The 15,377-nt window shown below is 63.8% G+C and carries 14 protein-coding genes; 1 reads left to right on the forward strand and 13 read right to left on the reverse strand.

Translation table 11 applies throughout. The features are described from left to right. The 13 genes from KVT37_RS30160 to KVT37_RS30220 all read right to left on the reverse strand — a co-directional run. A partial coding sequence (locus KVT37_RS30160) for an ABC transporter ATP-binding protein (RefSeq protein ID WP_217578667.1) occupies window positions 1–427 on the reverse strand: 427 nt, incomplete at its 3' end. A 7-nt stretch (window positions 428–434) separates the two neighbouring features. Then, complete coding sequence (locus tag KVT37_RS30165) at window positions 435–1,265, reverse strand: ABC transporter permease (RefSeq protein WP_308642794.1); 831 nt, start codon at window positions 1,263–1,265, stop codon at window positions 435–437. 57 nt (window positions 1,266–1,322) lie between these two features. Continuing rightward, window positions 1,323–2,282 (reverse strand): ABC transporter substrate-binding protein, encoded by a 960-nt coding sequence (locus KVT37_RS30170; protein WP_217578669.1) that lies wholly within the window; start codon window positions 2,280–2,282, stop codon window positions 1,323–1,325. A gap of 40 nt (window positions 2,283–2,322) precedes the next feature. After that, on the reverse strand, window positions 2,323–4,371 hold the full coding sequence (locus tag KVT37_RS30175) for a N,N-dimethylformamidase beta subunit family domain-containing protein (RefSeq protein WP_217578670.1): 2,049 nt from the start codon (window positions 4,369–4,371) through the stop codon (window positions 2,323–2,325). Window positions 4,372–5,036: 665 nt separating this feature from the next. Next, entirely contained in the window at window positions 5,037–5,852 is an 816-nt protein-coding gene (locus tag KVT37_RS30180) for an IclR family transcriptional regulator (RefSeq protein ID WP_217578671.1), read from the reverse strand. Window positions 5,853–5,995: 143 nt separating this feature from the next. Further along, window positions 5,996–7,033: a histone deacetylase family protein gene (locus KVT37_RS30185; RefSeq protein ID WP_217578672.1), complete on the reverse strand. Its 1,038-nt coding sequence runs from the start codon at window positions 7,031–7,033 to the stop codon at window positions 5,996–5,998. Window positions 7,034–7,073: 40 nt separating this feature from the next. Further along, window positions 7,074–7,424 carry a cupin domain-containing protein gene (locus KVT37_RS30190; protein WP_217578673.1) on the reverse strand — a complete coding sequence of 117 codons (351 nt, stop codon included), beginning with the start codon at window positions 7,422–7,424 and terminating at the stop codon, window positions 7,074–7,076. Window positions 7,425–7,472: 48 nt separating this feature from the next. Beyond that, window positions 7,473–8,378, reverse strand: coding sequence for a DUF6282 family protein (locus KVT37_RS30195; RefSeq protein WP_217578674.1), 906 nt, complete (start codon window positions 8,376–8,378; stop codon window positions 7,473–7,475). Window positions 8,379–8,392: 14 nt separating this feature from the next. After that, window positions 8,393–9,451 (reverse strand): hypothetical protein, encoded by a 1,059-nt coding sequence (locus KVT37_RS30200; protein ID WP_217578675.1) that lies wholly within the window; start codon window positions 9,449–9,451, stop codon window positions 8,393–8,395. Between the two features lie 78 nt (window positions 9,452–9,529). Further along, window positions 9,530–10,894 carry an aminotransferase gene (locus KVT37_RS30205; protein WP_217578676.1) on the reverse strand — a complete coding sequence of 455 codons (1,365 nt, stop codon included), beginning with the start codon at window positions 10,892–10,894 and terminating at the stop codon, window positions 9,530–9,532. An 81-nt stretch (window positions 10,895–10,975) separates the two neighbouring features. Then, window positions 10,976–11,317: a nuclear transport factor 2 family protein gene (locus KVT37_RS30210; protein WP_217578677.1), complete on the reverse strand. Its 342-nt coding sequence runs from the start codon at window positions 11,315–11,317 to the stop codon at window positions 10,976–10,978. 63 nt (window positions 11,318–11,380) lie between these two features. Continuing rightward, window positions 11,381–12,808 (reverse strand): NAD-dependent succinate-semialdehyde dehydrogenase, encoded by a 1,428-nt coding sequence (locus tag KVT37_RS30215; protein ID WP_217578678.1) that lies wholly within the window; start codon window positions 12,806–12,808, stop codon window positions 11,381–11,383. 227 nt (window positions 12,809–13,035) lie between these two features. Further along, complete coding sequence (locus tag KVT37_RS30220; RefSeq protein ID WP_217578679.1) at window positions 13,036–13,866, reverse strand: IclR family transcriptional regulator; 831 nt, start codon at window positions 13,864–13,866, stop codon at window positions 13,036–13,038. Window positions 13,867–14,227: 361 nt separating this feature from the next. On the opposite strand from KVT37_RS30220, the gene KVT37_RS30225 reads away from it, so the two are divergent. After that, the gene (locus tag KVT37_RS30225; protein WP_308642795.1) at window positions 14,228–15,337 is read left to right on the forward strand and encodes an ABC transporter ATP-binding protein; all 1,110 of its coding nucleotides are present in this window, start codon (window positions 14,228–14,230) and stop codon (window positions 15,335–15,337) included. The last annotated feature ends 40 nt before the right edge of the window (window positions 15,338–15,377 follow it).

The following is a 15,377-nucleotide window of genomic DNA, read 5'->3' on the forward strand; positions in this document are numbered from 1 at the left end:
CGGAAAGCTGCTTGGGATAGGCGTCCTCGAATCCCGCCAGGCCGACCGCCTGGACGAAATGCGCCACCAGCCCGCTCTTTTCTGCTTTCGACAAGGCGCTCTTTTCCAGCGCGAAGCGGATATTGCCCTGCACCGTCATCCATTCAAACAGGCTGTACGACTGAAAGACGAACCCGCGGTTGCGACCGGGGCCCGAGACCGGAACGCCGTCGATCCTGATCTCGCCGGAGGTCGGCTCGTCGAGCCCTCCCACCATGTTGAGCAGCGTCGATTTTCCGCAGCCCGTCGTACCGACGATGGAAACGAACTCGTTCTCCCGAATATCGACGTCGATGCGCTCGATGGCGACCAGCGGCGCGGCATTCACCTTAAAAATCTTCCCCACGCCGTCGATGGCGACCTTGGGCATCGGCCTGATCTGCATCATCGACATGTCACCGCGTCTGGCTGTTCCAGCGGAACAGCGATTGGCCGGTCTTCTTGAACAGATAGTCGGTCAAAAGCCCGAGCACTCCGATGAACAGCGTGCCGAACAGGATCGTGTCCGTCGCCAGGTAGCGCTGCGCATCCATGATGCGCCGCCCCAGCCCCTCGCTGGCGGCGACCAGCTCGGCAACCACCAGATAGGTCCAGGTCCAGCCTATGGTTATGCGGAACGTGTCCCATATGCCTGGAGAGGCTGCCGGCAGAATGATGCGGCGCAGGATCTCGCTGTTGCTGAAGCCCAGCGTCTGGCCCGCCCGTATCAGGTTCATGTCGATGTTCTTCACGTTGTCCATGATCATCAGCGACTGCTGGAAGAACGTGCCGAGAAAGAGGATCAGGATCTTCTGCGTGTCGCCGATGCCCGCCCATAGGATCGACAGAGGTATCAGCGCCACGATCGGCATGTAGCGTACCGTCGAAATCAATGGCTCGAGGCCACCTTCGATGAGCCGGTAGTTCCCCATCAGTATGCCGATCGGAACGGCGACGGCCGTCGCCGCGAGCCAGCCGATGACGATGCGGTATATGCTGACCGAAGCGTCGGCGAAGAGGATGCCCTCCTGGACCTGGCGCCAACCCTCCATCAGAACAGCCATCGGGCTCGGCAGGAACAGGGGCCGCACGACGCCCAATGACGTCACCAGCCACCATGACAGCAACAGCAGGATCGGCACCACCAGCCCTGCTGCCGAGAAAATGCCGCTGGGTATTTCCTGTCTCAGCCGCAGCAGGCCCCTTTTGGGCTTTCGCGACGAGCGGACGGTTTCAGACTGAAGCACATCGTTCTCCATCGGACGAATACCGCGGCGCCCGTTGGCGCGCGCCGCGGCAGTTACCTATTTCGCAACCGCATTGAGCTCGTCGAGCGCCAGGAGATCGCCTGCGGGTGGTATCTTCTTGATCTCATCCGGTTTCGTGGCGTGCATGATCTCGCCGATCTCCTGGATGGTCGATTGAAAGTCGCCTTTCAGGAATTCCTTGTTCTCGGCCACATTGTAGAGGCGCACGCCCTTGAACGCGGGCTCGAATTCCTTCATCGGACTGCCAACCGCCTTGGCGATGAGTTCGCCTCCTTCCGCGGGATTCGCGCGGATGAAGCCGATCGCGTCGTCCCAGGCGCGGATCAGGCCCTCCACATCTTTCGGATGCGCCTTGATCCAATCCGATCTGGCGGTCAGCATGTCGGAGATCAGCCCGGGTTTTTGCGCGGCGCTGAAGATCACTTTGTAGCTGTCGTCCTGGGCAAGGGCGGTGGAGATGTAAGGCTCGTAAGTGACCGCTGCATCCACATGACCCGCGATCAGGGCGAGGCCCGCCTCCGAGGCGCCCATGGGCACGTGCTCGATATCGGCCAGCGTCATACCGTTCGCCTTGAGAGCGTAGTTGATGAGCAGATCGCTGGTGCTTCCGCTTTCAAAGGCCACCTTCTTGCCTTTGAGGGCGGCGATCGTGCCGATCCCGTTGCCTGCCAGGACGGCATCGGCCTGGAAGGACACGTCCATCACCAGAAAGCCCTTCTGGTCGAACCCCTGGTTGAATTTTGCGATCATGCCGTTGGTGGCGCCGGCGACGACGTCGAGGTTGCCGCTGGCCAGAGCCGCCGCCAGATCCTGATCCCAATTGAACATGGTCAGGGCCACATCGACGCCGTTCTTCTCGAAGAAGCCCTTTTCCTTGGCCACCCAGAGCGGGCCATAACCCAGCCAGGGCTGCAGCCCAAGCTTGACTGTATCCGCGCAGGCGGCGCTGACGGTTGCCGCGACGACGATCGCCGCCAGTCCCAATTTCTTCAGCATTTCAGTTCTCCTCATGAGGTTGATCGCCCGGCTCCGGAGTTCACCTCCTGTTTTGCGATGCCGAGAGATGGTTGAGCAGGTTGAGTGTGATCCTCCCCACATCGTTCATTGCTTTGCCGGCAGGCAGGGCGCCGCACCAGGCGACCGAACTGGCGGAAAAGATCAGCCCGCCGGCGGCGAGATTTCGCAGGGTCATTTCGGCGCAGCGACGGCCGGCGCGTTCCGCCTCTCCGCCCTCGTACCAGCGGGAGGGGTCCTGAAAGAAATCAGCGGGGAAATTCGTCGCGCGCGCGACCACGACAGTGTCGGGCGACGTGCCCAGGGCCCGGTTGGTCGCATCCACTTCGTATCCCGCGGCCGCGCCCAGCACGATGCCTTCCGAACCAAAGGTCCCACTTTCAACGCCTTCGAACAGCCATGCACACTCCGGCGCATGGCTTTCTGGCGTGCGCGTGAATGGGCGCGCGCCGTCGAAGCCCATCAGCGAGATGGCCCCGCCGACCAGCGAAAACTCGCCCCGGCCCCGGGAGCGCAGGTGGCCTCCAGGCTCATTGGTTATCGACAGATATTGCTCGCTGATCGGACCGTCCCAGGTGCGCCCCGATTCCAGAGGCGAGCGTCGCAATTCCATCAGGTCGTCCTTGAAGGCGACCGTTCCGGCAAAGCCGTTTCCGCCAAGATAGGCGATGCTGCCGCCCTCGACCGCAAACCGCCGCAGCGCCCCTTCTATCTCGGTCGACATGTATTCCGGATGGCTTCCGGTCACGACCGCCCGGTGCCCGCGAAGGGCTTCGATCCCATGCCGATGCAGATCGTGATCGGTGACGATATCGAGCGCGATGCCGTTCTCGTTGCAGAACCTGAGGAAATGCAGATCGACCGGCAGGTTGTGAGGGCAGCCGCACAGGGGGTAGTTGTAGTCGTCCCGCAACGTCACCTTGGGTCTGCGATAGGAGCAGATCGACACGCCGCTGAGATCGGAGTGGTAGTCGTAGAGCGACTTGAGGCCGTTTGCGATGGCAAAACGGTGTCCGCGGTCGTCACACTTCCATTCATAGAGATGGTCGGGGAGATATTCGTCCGCGTAAGCAAGGTAGGTCGCGGTCGGCAGCAGATAAAGCAGCGGTGACGATACGCGCGCGGCGACGACGAAGAACACGATGCGCTCGTAGCCGCCGTCCCATTCGACCTGGAATGCGTATACACCCTGCTTAGCATCCTCGGGCACCACGGCGCGGTGGGAAGCGGGCCATTGGAGCGGTCCCATGTCATCGTCATGGCAATGGATGGCATTGTAGTGCGAAGGAACGAGCCGGGGGTCGAAGCTCGATCCGTCCCAGCGCGCCGATGTCACGCAGAACGTGGGCTGATTGATCACATCGAGCATCAGCGGACCAGGCCCGCCTGACGAAAGGATCGGTCCCGTCGGCAGCAGAGTCGGGAAATCCCAGGCGATTGGCCCCTGAGAGGTCTCCAGCCGAATGGCCGCAAATCTCGCATTGAGCGTGAGTCCGTTTCGAGAGCTGTCCGCTCCGAAGAGGATGTCCCGTCCCCGCGGATGCCATTCGGCGTCGCGCAAACGCTGCTTGAATTCATAAGGGGCAAGCAGATCGTGCGATCTGAGCCTGAAGAATGGCTCGCCCTCATGCAGGCCGAGCTCGGCGGTTAGCCAGACTCCTTGCGGTGCCTTCTCGGTGAACAGAAGATTCCCCTGCGTCTCCAGTGCAATCGCCCCATCGCGTAGGCTGAGCCGAAAGGAGCCGGCTTCCAGTATCGTGCGCAGCCCCGTGTTGCGGGTGAGCAGCAACTCGAAGCGGATGCCCTTGAGGGCGGGCACCTTTGCAAGCTCCTCCGCACGCAGGCGAAGGTACGATCCGTGATCGAAGCTGCGATGCGCGTCTGGCTCCGATGTCGCCTCGATTGGCCAAGTCACAAATTCCGCGGCTTGCGTGTCCAGCCGACATATCCGCACGCGTCGCACCGGCTGGTCGCAGGAAAGACCAAGCTCCACCTGCTGGCCGGGCGTCACGCTCCATGGCGCGGCGTAGCCGACCGCACTCATCGCTCCATGATCAACCAAGCCGCGCATCGATCACGCCTCTCAAATCCATGAACGGCAGAGCGACCGCGCGATCTTGATTACTGGTCAACCGGTTATCTCGCATACCCCTCAATCTCCATAAGATTACTTTCACGTAGCATATTGTCGGGGTATATACCCCCGATGGGGTAGGGTGCCGATGGTTTTGGAATATTCGGATCGCTCCGAGTGGCGGCCAGCGAAGCGGCGCCCCTGAGGCCTGGCCCTTCAGCCTTTCGGCCCACCATCGTCGCCAACAGGTTCGCAAGGCATCGGCCTGCGCGTCACGAGACGCACGCTCGACCCATGCCCTGGACCGCCAGCCGTTTGAGCCGTCACCTTGCGGTGGCCGGGATCGTCAATCCCTAGCCTTGGGCATGGGCCGAGACTTCAGCCTGGGCCCAGGCCCTGAATGCAAGGATCTTCTGCCGGTTCATGGCCTCAGCGGGACATACGATATGGAATGCATAGGGGCCGCGAACCGACAAGGCTCCGAACGGGCGAACGAGGGTGCCCGCCTTCAAATCCTCTCCGGCAAGAACAGAACCTGCCAATGCTACGCCTGCAATATGTCAGCGCTCTGCACACAGTGTCTCAGTGAATTATAGATTCGCGGGGCGGGTTTTCGCCGCCGCTGCGCTCAGCTGAGGCCCTGACTTCCGATAAGCCTGCCGTCAGGAAGCGGCCGATTGCATGCGTCTGCGGGCATCGATGGCGCTGCGGTCATAGCCGAGATTCCAGGAGATGCGCAGGCTGGCTTTGAGCAGAGCCTCGATCTGAGCCTGGTCCGGCGCCGGCTTGATGTTCTGAACCGAGCCGACAATGGCAACCGTGCCGGCAACATCCCCCATGCGATCGAAGATAGGGGCCGCCACGGCGTTGATGCCGAACGTCTCCTCGTTGGGCGCGGTGATGAAGCCTTGCGCCCGCGCTTGCTCCAGCTCGGCTTCCAGTTTCGCCGCATCGACGATGGTGTGATCGGTCAAGCGGGTAAGGCCCTGGCGCAGCACGTGCTGGAGCAGCGAGCGATTGCTGAAGGCAAGCGCCACCTTGCCCTGGGCGGTGCCGTGCAGGATCAGCTCGCTGCCCTGTCTCACGCCGATCTCCAGGTTGGATTTGCCGAACACCGTGCGCAGCACGACCAGCGACCGGTTGCGCAACGCCGAGACGACGACGGTCTCGCCGATCTCGTCGCGCAGCGCGGCGATCGCGTCGGCCGAGGCGGTCAGCAACTCGATCCGGCCGGCCGCGACCTGACCTATCAGATAGGACCGGGTGCCGAGCTTGTAGCGGGCCGAGACCGCGTTCTGGTCGACATAGCCACGCTCCACCAGCGTCTGCAGATGGCGGAAGACCGTTCCCTTGGTCGTGCCGAGCAGGGCTGCCAGCTCGCTCACGCCCACCTCGCCGGGCACCGCGGCGACCGCCTCGAGCACGTCGAAGGCAAGCTGGACCGATTTCACGCCGCTGTCAGACCGTGCCGTCGTCATGTCGCTGTCTTCCCCCGCGTTCGCGTGCGCCGGCCTTGCCGACGTGAAGCACGTGCTCCGTGCTACCCCGACGTGTCCTCCAATACAAGATTCCGGCAGGCCGCCACCAGACGATCGACAATTCGCGTGTCGGCAGCGGCTCGCTAACCCTGCTTCACGGTTTTCGCGAACACGGACAATACCGAGCGCAGCACAAGGCCCACCTCGGATACGGTGTAGCCGCCTTCCTGCACCAGCACCGTCGGCAGCCGCAGCGCGGCAAGACGGCGGGCGATCTCGACGAAGCCCTGCGAGGTGACGTCGAGCGAGCCAAGCAGGTCGCTTTCATGCGCATCGAGCCCGAGCGAAACGACCAGGAAGCCGGCGTCGAATCGCCTGATGCGCTCGATGGCGATGTCGAGCGCAGCCAGATAGGCCGCGTCGCCGGAGCCGACCTTGAGCGGCAGGTTCAGGTTGAAACCCTCGCCCCTGCCGGTTCCGATCTCGTCGGCATGGCCGACGAAGAAGGGATAGGTCATATCGGGATCGCTGTGCAGCGACGCGAAGAAGACATCCTCGCGGTCGTAGAAGATGTGCTGCGTGCCATTGCCGTGATGGACGTCGATGTCGATGACGGCAACGCGGGCGTGGCGGGTCCGCGCCACCGTGGCGGCGATGGCCGCGTTGTTCAGAAAACAGAAGCCCTGGCCCATGTCGGCATGGGCGTGGTGGCCGGACGGGCGGCACAGTGCGTAAGCGACGGGCTCGCCCGCCAGCACGAGGCTCGCGGCATGGGCCGCGCTCGAGGCGGACCCGAGCGCTGCTGCCCAGGTCTGCGCAGTCAACGGCGAGACCATGTCGCCAAGATAATATCCGGCCTGGCCGAGATAGTGCAGCGGCAGGCGCGCCCGAAAATGCCGCGTCGGGTAGATATTGGGCATCAAGGACGTCAGGCCCGGCATCATGTCCGGCCATCGGCCGGGCGCTTCGGCGACGAACTCCAGATAGCCGGGATCATGGACGCTCTTGAGGAGAGCGTCGGCGATGACCGGCGGCTCGATCAGGTCCAGTCCCATATCCCGCACCACGGCGATGAAGGCCTCCAACCGCTCCGGCGTGTCCTGGCTTTCGACGAGTTTGCCGCGAAAGAAGACCGGCGCGGATTTGTACCCGCGTTGCAACGGAGAAACGACGGCGCGCATAATCTTCCTTTCCAACGAAACCGGCGGCTTGCGGCGGCGGTCAGTCGTTCTTCGGCACAGGCGAGTACTGCGGCCGCGCGGGCGTGAAGACGTCGATGTTGATGACCTCCTCGTTACCGACGACGACGGCATGGTGCATGACGTTCGGCGGGACGACGATCAGGCTGCCCGGCCCGAGGCGGCGGACCTCGTCGCCGACATGGAAATCGACGGTGCCGGAGACGATGTAGGCGATCTGCTCGTAGACATGCTTGTGCGGCTTCGGCTCGTGGTCGGGTTGAAGCCGGTGCATCGCAATGGTGGCGCTGTTGCCGGAGAAGGCCTTCTGGTCCACGCCGCTGCGAATCGTCTTCCATTCGATCGCGTTCCAATCGATGCCGTGGATGCTCATGTCAGGATCCTCTGCCTTTTTGTGCCTTAGTCTGCCGGCGCAGCCCGTTCATGCGTCGAGGCCGACGAAACGGGCCGCGTTGTCGGCGGTCATCTTGCGCACGTCGATGTCGGAATATCCGAGCTTGAGCAGCAGCGCCGCGATCTGGCGCATGCCCTCGACCGGCGTCGGATTGTTGTTCTGACCGAGATCGGAGCCGAAGAAGGTGTTGTCCACGCCGGCGGCGGCGATAACCTCTTTCAGATGATCCTCGTCGAAGAGATAGAAGGTCGACGGAACGAACATGCAGATGGAGTGCTCGATCATCACACCCATCGCGACGAGGGCGCTGACCTGATCCATGGACGCGCCGTTCACATAGGTCGGGTGGTTCAGGAAAAGACGGCCGACGCCGCGCCGCTTTGCCTCCTCGTAGAAGGGAAAGGCCTCGTCGATGTGGTGATGGCCGGCCGAGACGCAGGCGTCGGCCTCCGCGATGAGGTCGAGAATGGCCTTGACCTCGTCCAGCACGACGCCCTGGCCGTCGACAAGTCGAAGTCCTTCGGCCTCGACCGTCTTCTTGGTGTTTTCGGGGAACTTGCCCTTCAGTTCCTTGGCCGTCTTGATGATGTGGTTCTCGGCATGAGCCGTCGGCATCCACACGATCCGCGCGCCTTGCTTCAGAGCGTAGTCGACCGCCGACGGGTTGAAGCCGCCCAGCGGGTGGTTGAGCACGATGGCGCTCAGCACCTTGGTGCTCTTGCCCATATTGTTGTTGAGCAACGTCGCGACCGGCATGGTCGGATAGTAATGATCCTTGAGCAGGATCGCTCGCATGCCGGCTTCGTCGGCGGCGCGCAACGCTTCGATGTGGTCGATCTTGCGCGGGTGCAGCGAGGGACCGGAGTGGATGTGAAGGTCCACGGCTCCCTTGATGAGCGAGTCGATCCGCGTCTGGTCAATCTCGATGGTCATGTTCGGCTCCTGTGTCATTCCTGCGCGAGCGGAGCGGGTATGTAGTCGCGCCAGCGCTCGTCGAGTTCGGGCATGTCGGCAAAACGCTTGCGGGCGTCGGCTGCCCGGCCGACAAGATCGCGGGCTGACCCAGATTTCGCGTCGCAATAGGCGTCGAGATCGGCGACGGCTTGGGAAAGCACGTCCCAGCCGCGCAGCATCACTTCCGAAGCCATGCCGACCGCCGAGGCGCCGGCAAGCATCATGCGCGCCACGTCGTGACCATTGGTGGCGCCGTTGATGCCGATCAGGTCGCGACCGGCGCCGAGCACGGCGCGCGAGTTGGCAAGCCAGTGGCAGGTGAGGGGCAAGTTCCAGAACCCGCCGATGCCGCCGCTGGTCGAGAGGACGGGAGCCTGGGTTTCAAGATCGGGCAGCATGCCGAGCGCGCGCCCGGCCATGACCACGCTTTCGGCGCCGCCGGCGAAGGCCGCGGCGGCGAGGTCCGGCACGCGCTCGCTCTGGCCGGTGATCTTGATCCAGACCGGAATGTCGAGGGCGTCGGTCATCATCCGCGTCAGCTCTTCCACCCGCTCGGGCGACAGAACGGTGGAGACGGCGCCTTTGGCGGCCTCGCTCGCGTAAGGCGTTCCGATGTTGAACTCGAGCACGCGCAACCCCGAGGCCTGGATGCGCCGGCCCATCTCAAGCGCCGGCCCTTCCGCGGCGAGTATGATCGAGGGCACGAAGAGGCAGTCGTGCCCGATGGCGAACCCGTCCATGGCCTCGGCCTGCGCGAGCCAGGCGTCAAACCCCATCGGCGGCAATCCCGAACGTGACAACACCGTGGTGCCCGCCGGCGCCGACGCCCCCCATGGCACTTCCATCCAGTCCGGGCCGAGGGCGACATATTCGGCACGCCGCAACTGCGACTTGGCCACTTGCGATTCGTTGATCGACTTGCCGACCACCGCGCCCGCTCCCGCCAGGATCGCGGAGCGGATCCCCGCCGCGTCGATCAAATGCTCGCCCGGTGCTGCGATGACCGGGTTCTTCAGCGTGGTCCTGCCGACCTGGACGCGAAGGTCTGCCACTTCGTCACCTCACCCGGTAAGGTTCCGCGACGCGAACCGTGCTGCCGTCAGCCGCGCGCCTTTCGATCGGTCCGCCCGTCATTGTGCCTGCTCCGGCCCGGTAATGCGGCCCAGCGTCGAGTCCAGCGCGTCCAGCACCAGCGCGAGCTCATCCTCTGTGACGACAAGCGGCGGCGCGACGACAAGCGTGTCGCCGAGGGCGCGAAGCAGGACGCCCTGTGCCTGCAGATCGGCGGCAATCCTGGCGCCAAGCCTGCCGGGCTTCTCGAACGGGGTCTTGCCGGTCTTGTCGGCGACGAATTCCAGCGCGCCCATCAGCCCGACGCCCCGAACTTCGCCGACCAGCGGGTGGTTGGCGAAGCGGCGCAAGCCGTCCTGCAACTGCCCCTGGCGGGCGCGGACAAGGCCGACAATGTCAATCTCGTCATAGATGGCGAGCGTCTCCAGCGCGACGGCCGCGCCGACCGGATGGCCGCCATAGGTATAGCCGTGGCCGAAACCGCCGAATTCGGCGGTGCGATCGGCCAGCACCTGGTAAATCCGATCGCTCATCATCAAAGCGGAAATCGGGAAATAGGATGCCGAAAGGCCCTTGGCGCAGGTGAGCATGTCGGGCTTCATGCCGACGGTCTGCGAGCCCCAGTAATTGCCGGTGCGGCCGAAGCCGCAGATCACTTCGTCGGCGACCAGCAGGATGTCATGCCTGGCCAGCACGGGCTGGAGGAGCTCGAAATAACCCGCCGGCGGCACGACGTCACCACCCGTGCCCATAACGGGCTCGGCGAAGAAGGCGGCGATCGTGTCGGCACCCTCGCGTTCGATCGTCGCTTCGATTTCGGCCACCAGGCGGGCCGCGAAATCCCGCTCGCTCTCTCCGGCGAGGCCGCCGCGCCACTGGTGAGGCCGCGAAACGTGGACGAAGGTGTCCATCGGCAGGCCGAAACCGCGGTGCATGTTGGGCAGGCCGGTCAAGCTGGCCGAAGCGATCGTGCTGCCGTGATAGCTGCCCTGCCGGGACAGGATCTTGCGGCGCCGTTCGTTGCCCTTGGCGGCATGGTAGTACCAGGCGAGCTTGATCGCCGTATCGACGGCCTCCGAGCCGGAGGTCTGGAAGATCACCTTCGACATGGGCGAGGGCGCCTTGTCGATCAGACGGCTGGCCAGTTCGATCACCGGCGGCGTCGAGCGATGTGCGAAGGTCTGCTGGTACGGCATGGTCAGGAGCTGCCGGTGCGCGGCATCCGCGAGCCTCCGGTTCGAGAAGCCGAGCGACGCGCACCACAGTCCCGAGACACCCTCGATATACCAACGTCCGTCCGTATCCTGGACCCTTACGCCATCGCCCTGCTGAATGATCAGCGGCCCGAATTCCTCGTGCCGCCGGAAGTTCGTTTGCGGATGCAAATGGGTGGCAATGTCACGATCGCGGAGCAGGTTTGTCATTGTCTTTTGTTCGTCATTGTAAAACGATGTCACTTAATACGAAACGATATGCCGCTGCAACCTTTTTCAGCGGGACAGGCCTCAGAAGGTCTTGCGATAAGAATCCTTGAGGGTGATCAGGCTGTCGCGGAACTCGTAGAGGTCGAGGCCGCGGATCGTCCTGGTCGCGCCGTCCGGCATGCGTTTGTCGATCGACCACTCCATCAAGCCGACCTCGCCCTGCGGGAAGAGGCGTCCGCACTGAAGGGGTGAAATGGTGGTGTCGGCGAAGATTTCGGCCAGTTTCGCCCGGATGGCCGGCTTGCCGACATAGGTCATTCCAGGTTCCGGGCCGATCGCGGCGGCATATACCGCGTCGTCCGAGAGGCACTCCATGCAGCCGTCGAGGTCGCGCGCCGACCAGAGCTCGCCGAAACGTTTCATCAGGACCAGGCTCATCATTTCTTCCCGTTGTGGTGTCGGCGTGGCCAGTGGCGGGCTGCGCCCTCAGGCATTCAACTGGCTGACGAATTTCGGCGTCAGATAGGCCTGGATGCCTTCCGATCCGCCCTCGCTGCCATGACCTGAGTCCTTGATCCCCCCGAACGGCGTCTCCGGCGCGGCGAGCCCGAAATGGTTGATCGAGACCATCCCGGCCTCGATGCCGCGCATCAGTCGGTCGGTACGCTCCACCCGCCGCGAGAAGGCGAAGGCGGCCAGGCCGAAAGGCAGGCGGTTGGACTCGGCAACGGCTTCGTCGACCTCGGAGAAGCGGTTGACGATTGCAACCGGCCCGAACGGCTCCTCGTTCATGATCCGCGCCGAAAGCGGGACATTGGTCAGTACGGTGGGTTCGAAGAAGAAGCCCTCATTGCCGATGCGCTTGCCGCCGAGGCGAAGCTCGCCGCCCGCTTCGACCGCGTCGCGCACCAGGCCGGCCATTGCATCGAGCCGGCGCGCATGGGCGAGCGGCCCCATCTGGGTCCCCTCATGCGCACCGTCGCCGACCTTCAGCTTGCCGGCGCCGCCGACGAAGGCATCGACAAAGGCGTCGAAGACGCCGTCCTGCACCAGGAAGCGGGTCGGCGCGGCGCAGACCTGCCCGGCGTTACGGAACTTGAGCGCAACACCGGTGGCGCTGACGGCGGCCGGATCGGCATCGTCGCAGACGATGAAGGGAGCGTGGCCGCCCAATTCCATGGTCGTGCGCTTGAGATGACGCGCCGACAGTTCGCCAAGGTGGCGGCCGACCGGCACCGAGCCGGTGAAGGAAACCTTGCGGATGACATTCGACGCGATCAGGTGCTGCGATATCTCGGCGGGGACGCCGAACACGAGGTTGAGCGCGCCGGCCGGAACGCCGGCCTCCTCGAAGCACTTCACCAGTTCGATGACGCAACTCGGCGTTTCTTCGGGCGCCTTTGCGACGATGGAGCAGCCGGCTGCCAGGGCGCCGGCGATCTTGCGCACGATCTGCCCGATGGGAAAGTTCCAAGGCGAGAAGGCGGCCACCGGTCCGACAGGCTCCGGCAGCACCATTTGCAATGTGCTCGGCGTGCGCGCCGGGATGACGCGGCCGTAAGCGCGGCGTCCTTCTTCGGCATACCAATCGATGTGATCTCCGGCGCCGCGCGCCTCCATCAGCGCTTCCGACAGCGGCTTGCCCTGTTCGCGCGTGATGGCGTGGGCGATGGCTTCGGCACGTTCCCGGGCAAGGTTCGCGGCCCGCCGCAAGATGTTGGCCCGCTCGTATGCGGAGACGCCGCTCCAGTTCCGGAAGCCCTGCTGGGCGGCGGCCAGCGCCGCGTCGAGATCCGCGTTCTCGGCAAAGGCGATCTCGCCGATGGCCTCGCCCGTGGCCGGGTTGAGGACATGTCCCCGGCGAGTGCCGGAGCCCGCGGACCATTTTCCGTTGATGAAGAGATTTGCCGACATGCGATCCGTTCCGCTTGAGGTGACGTCGCCCGTGAACAGCTGGATCCGCCCGCAGAAGCGGCCGGAACCTCTACGGTTCCTTTCGGGTGTACGGGAATGGCGGCGCATGGCGTCGCCGATGACCAGGCGGAACACTAGCCGCGATCTTGTGTTTCGTCAATTCGGTTGGAACGTAATACAAAACGATGTTTCGTAATTCGGAATAAAAACGACGGAGTATCGTTTCGCTAGCCCATCGCCTTTCTCGCCGGCGCACGCCCGCCGCGCGGCTCGAAGGGGAGGTGGCCGACATAGCCGAGATTCCACGACACCCTTTGTGCCGCCCGCAGCACCGCCTCGATCTGCTCGGGCGTCGGCTGGCGGCCGATATTCTGGATCGACCCGACGATTGCGATTGAGCCCACCGTCTTGCCGGAGTCGTCCATCACCGGCGCGGCGAGCGCGCTGATGCCGAGCAGCATTTCTTCCGCCGCGGTGGCATAGCCTTGCGCGCGCACCGCTTCCAACTGGCGCTCGAGCTCGTCGATGTCGGTCACGGTGTGCGGCGTCAGCCCGGCAAGGCCCCTGCGCCGCAATTGCTTGGCAAGGCCCTGGGTGTCGAATGCGAGAACTGCCTTGCCCTGGGCGGTCGCGTGCGGTTCGAGCACGCTGCCTACCCTGACCCCGATTTCAAGCGACGACTTGCCGATCAAGGTGTTCATGACGATGTTGCCGCGGTTGCTGAGGCTGGAAATCACCACCGTCTCGCCGGTTTCGTCGCGAAGCGATCGCATCGCATCCTGCGAACCGGCAATGATGTCGACGCGTTCGGCCGCTGCGCGTCCGATCAGGTAGGCCCTGGCTCCGACCCGGTAGCGCTGGGTCGATGCGTTCTGGATGAGATAGCCCCGATCCACCAGCGTCTGCAGGTGGCGAAATACCGTCCCTTTCGTTGTCCGCAGCTTGTTGGCGAGTTCGCTGACGCCGATCTCGCCGGGCTCGAAGGCGACAGCCTCGAGCACTTCGAACGCCAGGTGGACGGATTTCACGCCGAGCCTCTGATCGTCAGATTGGGTCACGGTCTGCCCCCGGTTTCAGGGATAGGCTCAGACTGGGGTTCGGCTGTTGACCTGGTGATTTTTTGTATCATAATTCGGAACATGGTTTTCTCAAGCGGAACAAAATGAGATGAGAACGCCGCGAGGGACGGAGCCGGGTTCTCGGTATCGATCGTCTTATTATGAGGTACGCTGTTTCTCTTGACAATACGATATTGGCGATCATAGATAGGCTCAAAGTGGACTGAAACGACCCGTCAGGGAGGTATTTGCCTTGATCCCAATGCCTCGCCATGAGCAGAGCGGGTTGCTGCCCAACGGTGCCGGCAAAGGTGCTGCCAACTGGCGGGGGCTGAGTGACTTCGAAAAGGGAGGCGTAAGAGTGGTGCATGCCCGCGGCGGTGCCGTTCCGCAGACTAGCTTCGTCGAGTTCGCGGGCGTCCAGAAGAGCTACGGCAGTGTCAATGTCGTGCGCGACCTCAACCTCGACATCGAACGCGGCGAGTTCATCACCCTGCTCGGGCCGTCGGGGTCCGGCAAGACCACATGCCTTATGATGCTCGCCGGTTTCGAGAACCTGTCGGCCGGCGATATTCTGCTCGACGGCGCCTCGATCGGCTCGATGCCACCGCAAAGGCGCAACATCGGCATGGTCTTCCAGAGCTACGCGCTGTTCCCGCATATGACGATCGCGGAGAACATCGCATTCCCGCTTCAGGCCCGCCGCATCGCCAAGTCCGAGACGGCCGAGCGGGTGGCCAAGGCGTTGGCGATGATACGCCTGGACGGCCTTGGCGGGCGCCTGCCGGGGCAACTTTCGGGCGGACAGCAGCAGCGTGTGGCGCTTGCCCGCGCTCTGGTGTTCGAGCCGTCGCTGGTGCTGATGGACGAGCCGCTCGGCGCGCTCGACAAGCAGCTTCGCGAGGAGATGCAGTACGAAATCATGCACATCCAGCAGCGGCTCGGCGTCACCGTGGTCTATGTGACCCACGACCAGACCGAGGCGCTGACCATGTCCAGCCGCGTGGCGGTTTTCAACCGCGGCAAGATCGAGCAACTGGGACCGCCGAAGCAGATCTACGAGGAGCCGGTCAACAGCTTCGTTGCCCGCTTCATCGGCGAGAACAACAGGCTGAACGGCACCGTTCGAACCATCGACGGGGATGATTGCACGATCGACGTCGGCGGCGACCGGAGCATCCGCGCCGCCGCAATCAACGTCTCGGCGGCGGGGGAGCGGACCACGCTGTCCATCCGGCCCGAGCGCGTCGTCATCGGCGCCGCCGCCACGAGTGCGGAGAACTGCTTCGAGGCGACCGTCGACGAGGTCGTCTTCCACGGCGACCATCTGCGCATGTCGGCGACGCTGTGCGGGCAGCCCGGCTTCATCGTCAAGATCCCGAACAGCGCCGGTGTCGGCATGGGGTCGCCGGGCGATCGCATCAAGATCGGCTGGGCAGCACGCGATTGCCGGGCGCTGGACCATGGCTGACGGCGAAGATGGCCGAATATCAACGTCAAACGAAAACGAA

The organism is Mesorhizobium sp. GbtcB19, from assembly GCF_019091085.1.
GTDB lineage: Bacteria > Pseudomonadota > Alphaproteobacteria > Rhizobiales > Rhizobiaceae > Mesorhizobium.